Here is a 14186-nt window from a genome sequence, read left to right on the forward strand (position 1 = left end):
TCCAGGCGCGTTAGCAGCGCGCCGGAGGGATCTCGTGCACGGAGGTCGTGTAGTTCGGTGAGAGCATGTGCTGCCGCATGCCCCAGGCCGGCCGAGCCTGCCAACCTGAGGCGCCTAGTCCCGCAGTGCCCCGCCCGAACTTCTGGTTGATTCGGTCCATGGTGGCCATCAGCTTTTCGTTGCCGACCACTGCAGGTCCGAACAGATCCGCCTGCACCTCATCCGGCCGGGCCAGGTCCAGAAGCGCCACGCCTGCCTTCTTGTAGCCGATACCTTCGCGCAGCAGGCCGCGCAGCAGCCGGCGCACCACACCCAGCACAATCATGGTGTCGGCGGTAGCGGCTGGCAGGCTTACCGACCGGGTGGCGTTGTGCTGCCGCAGCTCTGGCCGGAATTCGTCCGAATGGGCGAATACCCAGACGCCGGCGGCAACCAGGCCGCGCGCGCGAAGCTTCTCGCAGGCTCTAATGGCGAAGGTAGCCAGCGCCTGAGCCACAGCATCGTGGTCTCCAACCCGGTCCGCAAAGGAACGGCTCACCATGATCTGCTGCCGATCCGGCTCGACTTCCTCCAGCTCCATGCACGCGTGTCCCTGAAGCTCGCGCTGGGTGCGTGCCAACGTGACCCCGAACGTGGCCAGGATGTCGTCTGCCGCCGCGTCGCGCAGTGCTGCGGCGGTGCTGATGCCCATGGATTCCAGCCGCGGTGCCAGCCGCCGCCCGACGCCCCATAGATCACCGACAGGGAATGTCCGCAGCACGGTGTCCCGGCAGGCGGCATCGCCGAGGTCGATCACCCCGTCAGCACTCTTGGCCACCTTGTTGGCCAGTTTGGCCAGCGTCTTCGTGGGCCCGATGCCGATGCAGTTGGGAATGCCGGTCCAGCGGTGCACACGTTGGCGCAGATCCCGGGCGAACTGCTCGCGATCCCGAATTCCGTCCAGGTCGATGAAGCTCTCATCAATGCTGTAGACCTCCACCCGCGGTGCGGCCTCCCGTAGAACGCTCACGACCCGGGCGCTCATATCCCCATAGAGCCCGAAGTTGGCCGAGCGCATCTGCAGGCCATGCCGGCGCACCAAGTGCTTCAGTTCGTGAGCAGGCTGGCCCATCTTGATTCCCAGGGCTTTGGCCTCGGCCGAGCGCGCGATGGCGCAGCCATCGTTGTTGCTCAGCACCACCAGTGGGACGCCGCGCAGGGCTGGCTGGAACACGCGCTCGCAGCTGGCGTAGAAGTTGTTGCCGTCAACGAGCCCGAACATGGCCGCCTCGGCGCTTGATCTGGCGGACAACCCCCACGACGGCGAACACTTCCACCTCGGTGGCCTGCTCGAGCACGATGGGCGGGAAGTCGGGGTTGGCCGAGTGCAGCTCCATGTGGCTTTCGAACAGCTGCAGCACCTTGCATGTGGGCTGGTTCCCATCCCAGATGGCAATGACCAGATCGCCGGCCTGCGGCGTGACGGACCGATCCACCACCAGAATGTCGCCGTCGCTGACGCCGGCGCCACTCATGGACCAGCCATCAGCACGGTAGAGAAAGGTGGCGGCCGGGTTGCGGACCAGCAGCCGGTGCAGGTCGATGGCCTCATCCATGAAGTCGTCGGCCGGCGACGGAAAGCCAAGTCGGGCGCGCGCTGCCGCCAGAGGCACGAACTGCGCGGGGCCATCGATTAGCGCGGGGCCGATGGGCTGCGCCAGGGTGTGGGGGAAGGGTAGGGACTGCATGGGCGTACTCTGGGAGCGGCGTGTCTCAATGGTCGAGACGGCCCGCATCTTAGTACAATTACTAATGGATGGCCGGCGCATGGCCCAGTCCGTTTCCTGAACGCGTTCCGATTGGGAGGCGTGGAAGCCGCACCAGTCGCGGCTTCCGCGACGCCGCGTTGGCATCCTCCAGCAATGGCGAACTTGTGGAAGGATCGGGCCTCGTTGGAGGCAAAGGCGGCTTCGCAGCTCCAGCAGGCAGTAGAGCTCGAGCGGGACTCATCTGGTTCTTGGCGGGCGCGGGCGCGTCGCCGGCAGAGCGCGCAACGTCTCCGGGCGGCCGCCAGCGGCCACCAACGTGCCGCCAGCCGCTTGGCAGGCCTGGAGCTGCCCGACGATCTACCGTTCTAGGAGCCCGCGCTCTTGCGTATCGGCACCACCGTTGCACCAGCGCCGGTGAGCAGTTCGAGCAGCGCCTCCACCGCAGCACGCTTCTCCGCGTCGTACTCGAAGAAGTTGTAATGCCGCTTCTGAACGCCGCTCAGACCGTGGGATTGCAGATGCCCCCGGACTTCTTCGGATAGGCCCAGCGCTGCGAGCCGCGTTTCTACTGTGCGGCGCAGGTCGCCCGGCGTGAATGGTGATGCCAGTTCTTCAGCGGCCACCATGTTGGCCACCACCGGATCCATGATCCCCCGGAACTCGTCATAGGTGGCCGGTGCCTTCCCGGCTGTAAGCGAGAACAGGTGCGGCCTGGCGCCGTCGCCATCGCCATCGTTATCGCCGCGCAAGGTGGCGAGATCCGCAGCCATCCGGGGGAGCAGTGGTACCAGGTGCACGCGGGGCAAGCGGCGGCGGCCCTTGATGTCGAGCAAACGGACGGATCCGGTACCTGTGTCCGCATCGTGATCGTGATCTGACCACTTCAGCCGCATCAGCTGCGCAATGCGCTGGCCTCCTGTCAGCAGGTGGAAGCGCAGAAGCGCCCCGCGCCGCCCAGGCATGGTCTCGATCCTGCGCCAGTAGGCACGCAGCTCGGACACCGAGAGCACGCGGTCGCGCGGCTGACCGCTGTCGAGCGTAGCCAGGTCGCGCGCAGGGTTCCTGGACACGTTGAGTGCGCGCAGCGCATCGGGAGCGGCAGCATCCTGCTTCGCCGCGATCGCCGCTGCGTAGGCTGCACGCAAGTACGACCGGATCTTCCCGCCCTCACGCAGTTTCTTGGCGCGCACCATGCGCGACAGGATCGGGAGCAGGTCGTCCAGTTCGAGCTCGGACGCGGGGCGGGCCCACAGAGCAGGCCACGGTTCTTCGATGTGGCGTTTGATGGACGCGCGGGTGGCCGCAGCAGACACCTTGCCGGCATCCTCCAGGCTCTGGGCATAGGCCGTCATCAGCGCGCCCAGAGTTGCACCTGATCGGCGCGTCGATTCGGCCAGAGCGTCGGCCTTCGCGCTTTCCGCTGCAGCTGCCTCGGCTGCTATCGCATCTCGCAGATCCCGGTCGCCGGCCTGGTATCGGCGGGACAACGCCGCCGCAGCCTCGCGCGCCGCGGACAGGGCCAGGCCCGTGCCGATCAGCAGTCGATCGCGTTGGCCGTTGGTCTTGGTGTACCTGTAGTAGTACCGCAGCTGCCCGCCGGCCAGCTTGCGCACGTCCAGGCAGCCCGCGCCGCGCGGGGCCGGATCTGAGGCCCATTCGCCTACCGGCAATGCGGCAAGTCCCTTCGCTGTAAGCATTCCTTTCATTGCGCCCATTGGTGACCGCTCGGTGACCGTTTGTCCGTGGAAAGAGGTGGACGATGATGGGCGCAGGTGGTCGCACAGCCTGAGAAAATCAACGACTTAGCTTAAAGTCGGGACGCCTATGGAAGCGCGTGGAAGCCCTGTAGAGGCCTCATAATCCCTTGGTTCCAGGTTCGAATCCTGGTGGGCCCACCACGTTGATCGCGCAATGACCCTCCGTTGCGTCACACCCTAGGCCAGCGCCAGGCCAGTACGCAGATCGCCAGCGAAACCACGATTTCAATAGCCCCCAGCGTGATGTAGAACCACCAGGCGCCGGGCATGGTCAGCACCATGATCGCGGTGTAGAACAGCCCAAACAGGATGTTCAACCATCGGGTCAGTCGGGCGGGCGCAAGCAGGGATACCGCCACCATCAGGCCGGGGATGGCCAGCATCAATGCCGTGGCAACCAGCGTGCCCTCATTGACCGGACCGACCGGGCCCGCGCCGTTGATCATGCCCTGCAATTTGCCTGGCACGTAAAGGCCGAAATAGTCGCCGTAGATGTAGCAGAACATCAGTGCCGCCCATAGCGCGGACAGCCTGAAACGGACATGGATGCGGATGTCGTGCAGTGCGCCGGATGCCATCGGGAAATCCTCGGATAGGAGCGTCAGATTGTCGCGCGCACGCGTGCACGCACACCGACCACAAGCAGCCACAGACAGATGCCGATCTCGCCCAGCGATGCGGGCGCGGTCGCGTAGTTGGAGAAGGCCATTTCGGCATAGCCGGGTATCAGCAGTTCGCCGAACACGTTGGCCGCATACCCCAGGCAGCCCAGCATCAACAGCACGCCAAAGACCTTCGGCAGCACGCCGGATTTGAAGACCAGCCAGCCGAACGGCAGCAGCCACAGACCCCAGAACAATGAAGCGATGTGGATGCCGTTGCTCCAGGACTGCAGTGACTGCAGCGCCATCGCATTGCGCACCTCAGGGGCAACCAGTGCGCTGAAACGGGTATCGGTCAGCACCGCCAGCGCATCCAGCCGATGGCTGGCAGCAACAAGCGCGATGGGCACCGCAGTGACGGCAAATGCAACCATCGCCACCGCTGCGGCGCGATGCACGTGCTGCAGCAGACGGAACAGGATCAGGGGCAGCAGCAGGAAGGCGACCTGTTCGATCAGGAAGGCGGCAACGCCCCACTGGAACAGCTGCTGGTGGGCCACCAGGTTGCCCAACATCGCCTGCGGGTCTCCCGCCACGCGCAGCTGCCCTGGTACATAGCCCAGACTGAAGATGCCGGTGACCACCACCAGCAGGTACACCGCACCCGCGCCGCGGCTGATTGCACGTTCCGTTGCCATGTCCGGTACCCGCACAGGCCCAGAAGGTGGGCAGCCCGCACGCTACGAGATGCATTGGCCGGCGGTGACTGCCAGAAGTCAGGGGGACAGCTGGCATCGCAGGTGCCGCGCCCCCGCCCGTGATCCCGGCTTCACGCCCCGCGCGCTATCCACGGCGGTCATGGACCTCATACGACTGCTGCGATCGCTGGAAGAATTCCTCTACGAGCTGGTCGGCTGGCTGGTGTTCTATCCGCGGATGTTCTGGCGGGTACTGATTCACCCCGGCGAGGTCGCCCTCTACACCCGCCGCGAGCTCGGCAAGGATTCGGACCAGCGGTTTTCCGATGCGATCAGCCCGGTGCTGATGCTGATCCTGTCGGTGGCCATCGCCCATGCGCTGGAGATGGCGCTGCGCATGTCCTCGCCCCGACTCAGTACGCCGGTGGGGCAGCTGCTTTTCAGCAGCGAGCAGGGGCTGCTGCTCACCCGCTCTGCGGTGTTCTGCGTGTACGCGCTCGGCGCCGCACTGGGCACGCTTCGGCGCCAGCGGCTGCCCGTGAACCGCGAGACGCTGCGCGAGCCCTTCTCCATCCAGGCGTTCATCGCATGCCCCTTCGTGGTGGCACTCGCGCTGGCGCAGGCGGCAGCTGCTTCCCCGTCGCAGGCCGGCCCGTTCACCGCGCCAGCCATCGGCGCGCTGGCGGTGGCGTGGTACCTGTGGGCCCGCATGCGGGCCTTCGTGGCCTTGAATGGAGGATCAGCGCTGCGTGCGCTCGGCTCGGTAGTGGTCTCGTTCCTGCTGACGACGATCGGGGTTGTCGGCCTGTTTGCTGCCGTCATTCTCTGATCTTCAACAGGGCGGCGATCACTCGAGAGCGTGATCGGACTTGCGCGGTGGCACTGCCGTGGCCTCACCGCGCTGCAGGAGGTCGAAGAAGTCCACTGCCTCCGCCGCCAGCGCGTCGTGGGCGTCGAAATCCCAGTTCTGCTTGTACTCGCGGGCGAGCAGATCACAGACGGCCTTGGCCTGCTGGTAGGTCTGCGACTTCTCCCCGCGATCGGCCAACTGGTCGCGGTGGATCTGGCACAGCATGAGCTGGTGGGCATCTTCGGCCCGCTCGCGCTCCCAGCCGATGTCGGGCAGGGCGGACAGTGCTGAGGCAAGCGCGATGGCAATCAAGGGCATGATCCGGTTCCGGGCGGGGGGCGGAACCTGAGCGTAGGTGATGGTGCAGTGCGCGTGGTGGCACGCGCGATGGCCGTTTTACGGGGTGTTCACCATTCGCAGCAGCATGGTGGCTGCGCGGAAAATGGTCATGTCGATGGCTCGCCTGCCGCTGGTTTCTGCTCCTGCCACAGCAGCAGCGCGTCCAGTGCCGGGCACAGTGCCTGCCCCCACGCACTCAGTCGATACTCCACTTTCGGTGGCACCTGCGGATACACCGTGCGCAGCACGATGCCGTCGGCTTCCAGCGCACGCAGCTGCTGCGCCAGCATCTTCTGCGAGATGCCGGGGATGAGCCGCTCCAGGTCGGAATAGCGCTGCACCTTGCCGTCGAACAGGTGGAAGAGGATCAACAGCTTCCAGCGGCCTTCCAGCAGTGCGAGTGCACTGGCCACGTCCGCGGCGGCGGTCTCAGGGGTGTAGGCCTTTCTCATGGGGTGGGTCACTTACCTTCAGGTGCGTTCTTGTGGCGGCCAGGGTGCGGTTCGAGAATAGCGCCTGTCCCGCCTGGAGTGCCTGCGATGTCAATTGATCTTCCCGCGCCGTTGTCCCGCTATTTCCTGCTGGCCAATGGCGAGCCCGGAACGCACGTGGAGCAGTGCTTTGCCGCAGACGCGACGGTGCGCGATGAGCGCCAGCAGCACCAGGGACACACGGCGATTGCCGCCTGGGTGGCGCAGACGCGTGCGGCCTACCAGCATCACGTGGTGCCCCTGAAGCTGCATGTGCAGGACGGTCGCCACATCGTATCTGCACAGGTCAGCGGCACGTTCCCGGGCAGCCCGGTGGTGCTGACACACGCGTTCACCCTGGAAGGGGATGGCATCGTCGCGCTGGACATCCACTGATCCAGTGGCGGTTGCTTCCGGAGATCGGGTGGCACGCGGATGGCTGCCGATTGACGCGTAGCAGTACCAATGGATGGCGAACTCCACGCATGGCGTGGAGCTACTGGGAGCGGCGTGGAGCTACAGGCTCTGGAACACCGCCAGCTGCGCGGCGAAGGCACGCTGGTAGGCCGGCCGCGCGGTCGCGCGGTCAACGTAGGCAGCAAGGTCTGGATACTCGCCGACGATGCCGCTGCTCTGCAGCCGCAGCAGCACCGACACCATCAGCAGATCGCCGGCGCTGAAGTCTCCGTCCAGCCATGGTGCATCGCCCAGCCGGGCGGACAGCTGGCTCAGCCGCCTGCGCACGCGCTCGTCCAGCATCACCAGCCGTTGCGCGTACCAGGGCTGTTCGCGTTCCAGCACCCACGCCATGGAGCGTTCGACGATCGGCGGCTCCACAGTGTTCAGCGCGGCGAACATCCAGGTGATCGCACGCATGCGCGCACCCGTATCGGCGGGCAGCAACCCGGGGTGCTGTTCGGCCAGGTGCAGCAGGATCGCGCCTGATTCAAACAGCACTACGTTGCCATCCTCATAGGTGGGAATCTGACCGAACGGATGCCGCGCCAGGTGTGCGGGTTGCTTCATCTCCTCGAAGGTGAGCAGATGGACGTCGTAGGCCACTCCCAGCTCTTCCAGCGCCCAGCGCACGCGCATGTCGCGGGCCAGTCCTTGGCCACGGTCCGGGGAATGCTTGAATGCGGTCAGGATCGGCGTCATCAGGATGTCCATCGGCGTTGGCTGCCACGTTGGCCGGCCTTTCTTCTCTCGACGCACGGACGGCTCGGGAATCGACACGCCTCCGCTGACCGAGGGCCCGGCATCGCCGGCCCGGATGAACCGTTCACGTCGGACGGTTCGCACGGGGGGCGTGGTGACGCGATACTGCCCATCTGCACACCCTTGGGGAAGTACGTGAGCACGTCCAGACTGCCGCGGATCGTTGGGTTCGACGTGCCGCGGCTTCACCAGCAGGTGGATGCGGCTGCCGATGAAGCGATCACTGCGCTGCTCGATCAGGCACCCGATGAACAGTGGACCGGCCGCTTCCTGCAGCACTGCGCGACGTTGGCGTCGCAGCTTTCATTGGCGGAAGTGAGGGTGGAGGGCACCCGCATTGCCTTCCATGGCTCCATCGCCGATGCGCGTGCGTTGGCCGATGCGGTCATCGCGCTGGTGAACCGGTTGAATGATCAGCTGATGCAGGAAGGCAACCAGCTCGCGGGCGAGAAGTGATCTGCCCGCAGCCGGTGTCAGCCCGCCTGCGGGGCCAATGCCGGCCCGGACAGGCGCGCCCAGCAGCCCATCGCCATTTCCGCCGACCCCGGGTGGCCACGCAGGCTGGTGCGCAGCGCAAGCCGTGACTGCAGATCGGTGAGCCACGCCGTGCGCGTGCCATGTGGGTTGCGGACATAGATGTCGCACGCCAGGCGGATGACCGGTGCGACCTCGTGGCGGAAGTTGATGGCGGGCAGATCGCCCGTCTGGAACGCGGCCTGCCAATGCTGCAGCTCGCGCTCGACGTCAACGAAGTCCTTGTTGGTGATGCGTTCCATGAGACTTCTCCTGTTGGAACGCCAACGTACACCTGTGCATGTCAGGAGCCTGTGTGCGCGCAGCGCCGTTCATGGTGCCCGTTCATTAATCTCCGGCTTTCATGCAGTTGCGTAACCGGCCCACGCCCACAGTGGCGCTGCAGCAGATCGCTGCGGTGGAGCAAGACATGAACAACAATACGCCGCAAGGCCAGACCGACCGCACCAACGCACCGACCGGAATCAAGCAGGCCGCCCAGCACGGCCAGGCTGATGACAACGCAATGGGCGGCGACCGCAAGCAGGACGGCAAGCAGCGCCAGCAGGAGCAGCAGGTCCAGCAGGATGCAAAGCCGGTCGGCCCGCAGAAGTCCGGGCAGGAACAGAAGAGCGAGCCGGGCCGTGACAGCCGTCGCTGAGCAGTAAGCGAAGAAGAGGCCGCGCGTTGCGCGGCTTTCCTCTGTCCAACGTTCGGGAAGAGCGCTGATGCCATCCCATGCCCGTGCGGTAAGCCTGATGACGAAGATCATGTACCAGTGCCGTCCGGCAAGAACGACGACGATGGCGCGCTGCCGCGCCTGCCAGGCCCCCAGTCCGGGTGGCATGGAGTGCGCGCGTTGCCTTACCGAAGAACTCGGGGGCGTGATCGGCAACCGCGGTGCTGCGGCACGCTGGCTGGATTCGTTCCTGAAGGTGCAACAGGACGAGGCGTTCGTTTTCGTGTGCGCCAAGCGGGTCGAGGAAACCGCGTCGGCGGGTCGCAGTCTGGAGTGACATCGCGCAGGCGTATGCTCGAACTCCAATGGGAGCGAGCGTCATGTCTTTTCAGATCAACCTCTATGACAGGGATGGACGCGGGCTTCGCCTTCCCGATGGATGGTGGATCGACCTGCACACCGATCCCCCCGCGCTGGTCAACGGCGCTGTCCGCATCGAACTGCCGGCGTCCGCGCGCAACGAGCATCCTGATCTGCAACCTGACGTCCTGAACCATCTCCGCCGCCGTATTGAAGGTGCGCAATGGCTAGCCTGAACTACCATCCGCCGCTGGGCGTGCGCTGGCTGACGTTCCGCCTGCGCAACGGTCAATCCATCGGCCCGGAGAAGCTGCGGGCCGTGTGGTCCGACGCCGCAGAAACCAACAACTGTTCGGTCCGCCGCGAGCACGTGGAAGGCGCCGGCTTCGTCTATGCGCTGTACGCACCGAGCGGGCTGTGCGTTCCGCGCCGGGCGGAACTGCGCATGCGGCTGTTGCTGGAAGAAGCGGGCTACGCGTTTTCGATGGGCGTGCTTACTGGCAGTCATCCTGCCTACGGTTGAGCGCAGGGTGATCTGATCGGCCCGGAGGTTGCTAGACTGCGCGCCCGGCGCGTTGCCGCAATCACGGAAGATTCCCCATGCCGAAGCTGTCTGCTCTTGCTGTTTTCCTGACGCTCGCTGTCTGCGCGCCAACCGCACACGCCGAGGAACAGGACAGCGCCTCGACCATCGCGTTCAAGTCGATCAGCCCGGTGCTGAATGCCCTGATCAATGCCGACGATGCGCAGGACCTGATGGAGCGCGCCGAGGAAGACGACGCCACGCTGCTGCAGTCGCTGGCGCTCTATCTGGCCGCAACCCGCGAAGACCCCACGTTGGCGCAGGCGCCGTACCACGCAGCGGCATTGTTCGCACGCCGCGGTGACGATGCGCTGGCCGAGCGCTATCTGCGCCAAGCCGATGAGCGTGGCATGTGGTTCGCGCCCGCGCTGGCCGACAACGATGACTTCGAGCACCTGCGGGGAACGCCGTTCTTCAAGCAGGTGCTGGCCAATACGCAGGCACGCTACGCGAAGGTATCGGTCGGCAAGGTGGGCGCCATCTCGGTGCTGGCCCCTTCGAAGGGTGTTGCGATGCCGGCCTGTGCGCCAGTGCTGGTGTGGCTGCACGGCTACGGCATCAACGGCCACCTAGATAGCAGCGAGCAGCCGCTGGCCGATGCTGGTGTGGTGTTGCTGGGCATCAACGGTACGGAGATGCGCGAGTCGTTCGACAGCTTCAGCTGGACCGGCCCGTATGAGGGCACGCACAAGGTGGTGCAGGCGGGGCTGGAGCAACTGGCCGCGCGCCAGTGTATCGACCGCAAGCAGGTGTACCTGATGGGCTTCTCGCAGGGCTCGCAGCATGCCGGCGCGCTGCTGGCGCAGCATCCGGATGACTATGCCGGTGCATTGCTGGTGTCGCCGGGTGGCTGGCGCCAGCCGGTGCCCACGCAGAGCAGCGCGCACGGCAAGCGGGTGTTCGTCATCAACGGCGAACAGGAAGGGCCGGCGAACCAGAAGATGAGCGCGGATTTCCGCGCCCTTTTCAGCGATGGCAACGAGCTCCGGTCGCGTACCCATGAGGGTGGCCATTTCTACCCGGACGACTGGAAGACCTCGTTCCCACAGGCCATCCGCTGGCTGATGGGCAAGGGCGGCTGAGCGAAGCCCACCGGGTGGCAGGCGGTGGGCGGGAACCACCTCGCCCACTGCTTCCCAAAAGGCAACGCCGCGAGCCCGCCTGCGGGCCTACTGCGCGCTGCCTGCGTTGCCTACGCTGATCCCACACGGCCCTTGCCGTGCTCCGGGGCCACGACAGCTCGTGGATCCCGTCTTCAATCGAACCAGCGGCGCTGTGCTGCAGGGCATTGCTGCCCGGCAACGCCATGCCCTGCGCCGTGCGAAGGCGTACCCCGGAACTGTCCGCCGGCCCTGCTTCACTGCCTGCCAGCCAACCTTCGTGGAGATCGCCTCATGTTCAGCCTGGAAAACACCATTGCCCCTGCCGCGCCCGCGCTCGACGAGCTTGTTCCCTCGCGTTACGCCCTGAAAGTCGGTGATATCGATGTGCTGGTAGTCAGCGACGGCGTGCTGCCGCTGCCGACGCAGATGCTCGGCCACAACGTGCAGGCGTCCGAGCGCGCCGAATGGTTCGACGAGATGTACCTGCCACAGGATGCGTTCGACTGGGCGTTGAACGTGATGGTGGTGCACAGCGGTGAGCGCACCATCCTGATCGACGCCGGCCTGGGCATGGACCCGGACCTGCAGCTGCCGCGCGCTGGCCAGTTGATCCGCCGCCTCGGCGCTGCCGGTATCGATCTGCGCGAGATCACCGACGTGGTGATCACCCACATGCACATGGACCACATCGGTGGCCTGCTGGTGGACGGAGTGAAAGCACAGCTGCGGCCGGACCTGAAGATCCACGTCGCGGCGTCTGAAGTGGCGTTCTGGAAGTCGCCCGACTTCACCCGCACCAACATGCCGCAGGGGTTCCCGGACGCGCTTCGCGCAACGGCCACGCATTTCTGGGCCGAGTACGGCAGTTTCGTGCACACCTTCGAGGATGAGCATGAGATCGCACCCGGTGTAGTCGCGCGCCGCACCGGCGGTCACACGCCGGGCCATTGCGTGGTGCGCGTTGCCTCGGGGGGCCAGGCGCTGACGTTTGCTGGCGATGCCGTGTTCGCCGTCGGTTTCGATCAACCGAACTGGCATAACGGCTTCGAGCACGACCCGGAGGAAGCGGCGCGGGTGCGCATCGAACTGCTCAACGCGCTGGCCGGCACCGGCGAGATGCTGGTGGCCACGCACCTGCCGTTCCCGTCGGTGGGCCGCGTGTCCCGCGAGGGCGAGGCGTTCCGCTGGGTGCCGGTGTTCTGGGATTTCTGATCAAGTTGTCTGGACTTAACGTCACCAATGGTCCCGGGCAGGGGCGCAAAGTAGCCCCTGTCGAAACCCACCCATCCGCTGGAGGTCCACCATGAACACCGTTACCCGCACCCTCGCTGCAACTGCCCTGGCCCTGTCGATGCAGGCGGGCCTGTCCGCCCAGGCCGCCGAGCCGGCACACCCGTCCGCGCCCAGCGCTGTCACGCGCACCGCCAGCACCATCACCACCGCCGATGGCGTGCAGCTGTATTACAAGGACTGGGGGCCGAAGAACGGGCCGGTGGTGACCTTCAGCCATGGCTGGCCACTGGATTCGGACAGCTGGGAATCGCAGATGATGTTCCTGGCGGACCACGGTTACCGGGTGGTCGCACACGACCGCCGTGGCCACGGTCGTTCCAGCCAGCCCTGGGATGGCAACGACATGGATCACTACGCCGATGATCTGGCCACGGTGATCAATACGCTGGACCTGAAGGACGTCACGCTGGTGGGCTTCTCCACCGGCGGCGGCGAAGTGGCGCGGTACATCGGCCGCCACGGCACGGGACGGGTGAAGAAGGCCGTGCTGATCAGTTCGGTGCCGCCGTTCATGCTGAAGACCGCAGACAACCCCGGTGGCGTTCCGATCGAAGTGTTCGACGGCATCCGCAAGGCGCAGCTGGAGAACCGCTCGCAGCTGTACAAGGACATTCCGTCCGGGCCGTTCTATGGATTCAACCGACCGGGCGCGAAGGTCAACCAGGCGATGGTCGATGCATGGTGGGCGCAGGGCATGCTGGGTGGGCAGAAGAACACCTACGACTCGATCGCCGCGTTCTCGGCGACCGACTTCCGCGCTGACCTGCAGAAGTTCGATGTGCCGACCCTGGTGATCCACGGCGACGACGATCAGATCGTGCCGATCGACGTGGCGGGACGGATGTCGGCCAAGCTGATCAAGGGCGCCAGGCTGATCGTCTACCCGGGTGCGCCGCATGGTCTGACCGAGACCCACAAGGACAAGGTCAACCAGGACCTGCTGGCCTTCCTGCAGCAGAAGTAACCGCAAGGGCAGCCGTCAGGCAGCACGGAGAACCAGTAAAGCCACGCCATGCGTGGCTCTGCTGTGTATGAAGCCAGCCGCATCCACGCATGGCGTGGATCTACTGGATCGAGGTTGGCTGGTTCAGGCCCTGCAGCTTGTGCGGGTTGCGCTGCACCAGGATCTGCACGATCTGCTCGCCGTTGGTATCGAAGGCCATTGCCGATTCCAGTACGTCGTCGAAGTAACGCAGCAGCCCCAGTCGTCCATTGATCATGCTCGGCACCATCCGCAGCTGGTCCTTGCGCCGCAGGTGCGGGGCGTACAGCAGCTGTGCGATGCGTGCGCCGCCGACCATCGGTTTCGGGAAGCTGGTGACGATGCCGCCGCCATCGCCGATCAGCACGGCCGATTCGGCCATCAGGGTTTTCATCGTCCTGAAGTCGCCATTGGCGATGGCCTCTGCGAAACGCCGCATCAGTTTCTGGTGCACGTCCTGTGGCACGTTGTAGCGCGGTCGCTCCTGCCGCAGCTGCAGGCGTGCGCGGTGCACGATCTGCCGGCAGGCGGCTTCGGTCTTGTCCAGCGTGCGTGCCACCACGTCGTAATCCTGGTCGAACACATCGTGCAGCAGGAACGCGGCGCGCGCGTCCGGGGCCAGCCGCTCCAGCACGTTGAGGAAGGCCACCGACAGATCACTGGCCGTTTCCAGCATGTACTCGGGTGTGCCGGTGTCTTCGGTGAGCAGCGGCTCGGGCAGCCACATGCCGACATAGTGCTCGCGCGTGCGCCGGGCCAGGCGCAGGCCATCGATGGCGCGGCGGGTGGTGGTGGCCACCAGCCAGGCTTCGGCGTTCTCGATGTCCTGCTGGTTGGCGCCATGCCAGCGCAGCCAGACATCCTGCACCACGTCCTCGGCCTCGTGCGAGGAGCCGAGCATGCGGTAGGCCACGCCGAACAGGCGCGGGCGTAGTCGGGTGAACAGTGCGGTGGGGTCGTCCATGCCAGCAGAGACGGGACAGGTCCGCCG

General features: G+C 65.7%; 20 protein-coding genes. 10 read left to right on the forward strand and 10 right to left on the reverse strand.

Annotated elements, in window-relative coordinates; translation table 11 throughout:
- Positions 1-10: 10 nt before the first annotated feature.
- The 5 genes from AC07UW_RS05335 to AC07UW_RS05355 form a co-directional block, all read right to left on the reverse strand.
- Entirely contained in the window at positions 11-1261 is a 1251-nt protein-coding gene (locus AC07UW_RS05335; RefSeq protein ID WP_197556691.1) for a Y-family DNA polymerase, read from the reverse strand.
- Positions 1245-1727 (reverse strand): LexA family protein, encoded by a 483-nt coding sequence (locus AC07UW_RS05340; protein WP_049404796.1) that lies wholly within the window; start codon positions 1725-1727, stop codon positions 1245-1247. The genes AC07UW_RS05335 and AC07UW_RS05340 overlap by 17 nt, the downstream gene beginning before the upstream one ends.
- Positions 1728-2113: 386 nt before the next feature.
- Positions 2114-3454, reverse strand: a complete 1341-nt coding sequence (locus AC07UW_RS05345; protein WP_197556692.1) for a hypothetical protein — start codon at positions 3452-3454, stop codon at positions 2114-2116.
- 221 nt (positions 3455-3675) lie between these two features.
- A complete protein-coding gene (locus tag AC07UW_RS05350; RefSeq protein ID WP_312787328.1) occupies positions 3676-4083 on the reverse strand; it encodes a DUF6326 family protein in 408 nt (135 codons plus the stop codon).
- Between the two features lie 23 nt (positions 4084-4106).
- Positions 4107-4805: a DUF4386 domain-containing protein gene (locus AC07UW_RS05355; protein ID WP_108265973.1), complete on the reverse strand. Its 699-nt coding sequence runs from the start codon at positions 4803-4805 to the stop codon at positions 4107-4109.
- Here AC07UW_RS05355 and AC07UW_RS05360 point away from each other — a divergent pair.
- Positions 4804-5634 (forward strand): hypothetical protein, encoded by an 831-nt coding sequence (locus tag AC07UW_RS05360; RefSeq protein WP_495211579.1) that lies wholly within the window; start codon positions 4804-4806, stop codon positions 5632-5634. The two genes, AC07UW_RS05355 and AC07UW_RS05360, sit on opposite strands and share 2 nt — an antisense overlap.
- A gap of 18 nt (positions 5635-5652) precedes the next feature.
- Here the strand turns inward: AC07UW_RS05360 and AC07UW_RS05365 are convergent, their stop codons facing one another.
- Together AC07UW_RS05365 and AC07UW_RS05370 are read right to left on the reverse strand one after the other, a co-directional pair.
- Positions 5653-5973, reverse strand: coding sequence for a hypothetical protein (locus AC07UW_RS05365; protein WP_025879041.1), 321 nt, complete (start codon positions 5971-5973; stop codon positions 5653-5655).
- A gap of 128 nt (positions 5974-6101) precedes the next feature.
- Positions 6102-6446, reverse strand: coding sequence for a winged helix-turn-helix transcriptional regulator (locus tag AC07UW_RS05370; RefSeq protein ID WP_495211580.1), 345 nt, complete (start codon positions 6444-6446; stop codon positions 6102-6104).
- A gap of 87 nt (positions 6447-6533) precedes the next feature.
- Here AC07UW_RS05370 and AC07UW_RS05375 point away from each other — a divergent pair, with 87 nt between their 5' ends.
- Positions 6534-6860 carry a nuclear transport factor 2 family protein gene (locus tag AC07UW_RS05375; RefSeq protein WP_495211581.1) on the forward strand — a complete coding sequence of 109 codons (327 nt, stop codon included), beginning with the start codon at positions 6534-6536 and terminating at the stop codon, positions 6858-6860.
- A gap of 120 nt (positions 6861-6980) precedes the next feature.
- Here AC07UW_RS05375 and AC07UW_RS05380 read toward each other — a convergent pair whose 3' ends face one another.
- Positions 6981-7622: a glutathione S-transferase family protein gene (locus tag AC07UW_RS05380; RefSeq protein WP_495211582.1), complete on the reverse strand. Its 642-nt coding sequence runs from the start codon at positions 7620-7622 to the stop codon at positions 6981-6983.
- 195 nt (positions 7623-7817) lie between these two features.
- On the opposite strand from AC07UW_RS05380, the gene AC07UW_RS05385 reads away from it, so the two are divergent.
- Positions 7818-8138 carry a hypothetical protein gene (locus tag AC07UW_RS05385; RefSeq protein ID WP_495211583.1) on the forward strand — a complete coding sequence of 107 codons (321 nt, stop codon included), beginning with the start codon at positions 7818-7820 and terminating at the stop codon, positions 8136-8138.
- Positions 8139-8155: 17 nt separating this feature from the next.
- On the opposite strand, the gene AC07UW_RS05390 is transcribed toward AC07UW_RS05385, so the two are convergent.
- Positions 8156-8458 (reverse strand): hypothetical protein, encoded by a 303-nt coding sequence (locus AC07UW_RS05390; protein ID WP_025879036.1) that lies wholly within the window; start codon positions 8456-8458, stop codon positions 8156-8158.
- Positions 8459-8625: 167 nt separating this feature from the next.
- Between AC07UW_RS05390 and AC07UW_RS05395 the strand changes: the two genes are divergently transcribed.
- From AC07UW_RS05395 to AC07UW_RS05425, 7 genes are all read left to right on the forward strand, one after another.
- Complete coding sequence (locus AC07UW_RS05395; RefSeq protein WP_195762974.1) at positions 8626-8856, forward strand: hypothetical protein; 231 nt, start codon at positions 8626-8628, stop codon at positions 8854-8856.
- Between the two features lie 67 nt (positions 8857-8923).
- Positions 8924-9211, forward strand: a complete 288-nt coding sequence (locus tag AC07UW_RS05400) for a hypothetical protein (protein ID WP_032976691.1) — start codon at positions 8924-8926, stop codon at positions 9209-9211.
- Positions 9212-9254: 43 nt separating this feature from the next.
- On the forward strand, positions 9255-9470 hold the full coding sequence (locus AC07UW_RS05405) for a hypothetical protein (RefSeq protein WP_223496720.1): 216 nt from the start codon (positions 9255-9257) through the stop codon (positions 9468-9470).
- A complete protein-coding gene (locus tag AC07UW_RS05410) occupies positions 9458-9757 on the forward strand; it encodes a hypothetical protein (protein WP_154881110.1) in 300 nt (99 codons plus the stop codon). The genes AC07UW_RS05405 and AC07UW_RS05410 overlap by 13 nt, the downstream gene beginning before the upstream one ends.
- A 77-nt stretch (positions 9758-9834) precedes the next feature.
- Positions 9835-10899 (forward strand): hypothetical protein, encoded by a 1065-nt coding sequence (locus AC07UW_RS05415; RefSeq protein WP_495211584.1) that lies wholly within the window; start codon positions 9835-9837, stop codon positions 10897-10899.
- Between the two features lie 312 nt (positions 10900-11211).
- Positions 11212-12132 carry an MBL fold metallo-hydrolase gene (locus AC07UW_RS05420; protein ID WP_105164699.1) on the forward strand — a complete coding sequence of 307 codons (921 nt, stop codon included), beginning with the start codon at positions 11212-11214 and terminating at the stop codon, positions 12130-12132.
- A gap of 91 nt (positions 12133-12223) precedes the next feature.
- A complete protein-coding gene (locus AC07UW_RS05425) occupies positions 12224-13177 on the forward strand; it encodes an alpha/beta fold hydrolase (protein ID WP_312786117.1) in 954 nt (317 codons plus the stop codon).
- Positions 13178-13277: 100 nt separating this feature from the next.
- On the opposite strand, the gene AC07UW_RS05430 is transcribed toward AC07UW_RS05425, so the two are convergent.
- Complete coding sequence (locus AC07UW_RS05430; RefSeq protein WP_025879027.1) at positions 13278-14159, reverse strand: RNA polymerase sigma-70 factor; 882 nt, start codon at positions 14157-14159, stop codon at positions 13278-13280.
- Between the last annotated feature and the right edge of the window lie 27 nt (positions 14160-14186).

The sequence above is a fragment of the Stenotrophomonas sp. GW821-FHT02D01 genome, from assembly GCF_059421765.1.

What these genes read in the sequence shown, in the direction of transcription:
- AC07UW_RS05365 (WP_025879041.1), bottom strand. Translation starts at nt 5,973, where the DNA reads ATGCCCTTGATTGCCATCGCGCTTGCCTCAGCACTGTCCGCCCTGCCC.
- AC07UW_RS05400 (WP_032976691.1), top strand. Translation starts at nt 8,924, where the DNA reads ATGCCATCCCATGCCCGTGCGGTAAGCCTGATGACGAAGATCATGTAC.
- AC07UW_RS05425 (WP_312786117.1), top strand. Translation starts at nt 12,224, where the DNA reads ATGAACACCGTTACCCGCACCCTCGCTGCAACTGCCCTGGCCCTGTCG.
- AC07UW_RS05420 (WP_105164699.1), top strand. Translation starts at nt 11,212, where the DNA reads ATGTTCAGCCTGGAAAACACCATTGCCCCTGCCGCGCCCGCGCTCGAC.
- AC07UW_RS05375 (WP_495211581.1), top strand. Translation starts at nt 6,534, where the DNA reads ATGTCAATTGATCTTCCCGCGCCGTTGTCCCGCTATTTCCTGCTGGCC.
- AC07UW_RS05395 (WP_195762974.1), top strand. Translation starts at nt 8,626, where the DNA reads ATGAACAACAATACGCCGCAAGGCCAGACCGACCGCACCAACGCACCG.
- AC07UW_RS05335 (WP_197556691.1), bottom strand. Translation starts at nt 1,261, where the DNA reads ATGTTCGGGCTCGTTGACGGCAACAACTTCTACGCCAGCTGCGAGCGC.
- AC07UW_RS05405 (WP_223496720.1), top strand. Translation starts at nt 9,255, where the DNA reads ATGTCTTTTCAGATCAACCTCTATGACAGGGATGGACGCGGGCTTCGC.
- AC07UW_RS05340 (WP_049404796.1), bottom strand. Translation starts at nt 1,727, where the DNA reads ATGCAGTCCCTACCCTTCCCCCACACCCTGGCGCAGCCCATCGGCCCC.
- AC07UW_RS05355 (WP_108265973.1), bottom strand. Translation starts at nt 4,805, where the DNA reads ATGGCAACGGAACGTGCAATCAGCCGCGGCGCGGGTGCGGTGTACCTG.
- AC07UW_RS05345 (WP_197556692.1), bottom strand. Translation starts at nt 3,454, where the DNA reads ATGAAAGGAATGCTTACAGCGAAGGGACTTGCCGCATTGCCGGTAGGC.
- AC07UW_RS05370 (WP_495211580.1), bottom strand. Translation starts at nt 6,446, where the DNA reads ATGAGAAAGGCCTACACCCCTGAGACCGCCGCCGCGGACGTGGCCAGT.
- AC07UW_RS05360 (WP_495211579.1), top strand. Translation starts at nt 4,804, where the DNA reads ATGTCCGGTACCCGCACAGGCCCAGAAGGTGGGCAGCCCGCACGCTAC.
- AC07UW_RS05415 (WP_495211584.1), top strand. Translation starts at nt 9,835, where the DNA reads ATGCCGAAGCTGTCTGCTCTTGCTGTTTTCCTGACGCTCGCTGTCTGC.
- AC07UW_RS05430 (WP_025879027.1), bottom strand. Translation starts at nt 14,159, where the DNA reads ATGGACGACCCCACCGCACTGTTCACCCGACTACGCCCGCGCCTGTTC.
- AC07UW_RS05390 (WP_025879036.1), bottom strand. Translation starts at nt 8,458, where the DNA reads ATGGAACGCATCACCAACAAGGACTTCGTTGACGTCGAGCGCGAGCTG.
- AC07UW_RS05380 (WP_495211582.1), bottom strand. Translation starts at nt 7,622, where the DNA reads ATGACGCCGATCCTGACCGCATTCAAGCATTCCCCGGACCGTGGCCAA.
- AC07UW_RS05350 (WP_312787328.1), bottom strand. Translation starts at nt 4,083, where the DNA reads ATGGCATCCGGCGCACTGCACGACATCCGCATCCATGTCCGTTTCAGG.
- AC07UW_RS05410 (WP_154881110.1), top strand. Translation starts at nt 9,458, where the DNA reads ATGGCTAGCCTGAACTACCATCCGCCGCTGGGCGTGCGCTGGCTGACG.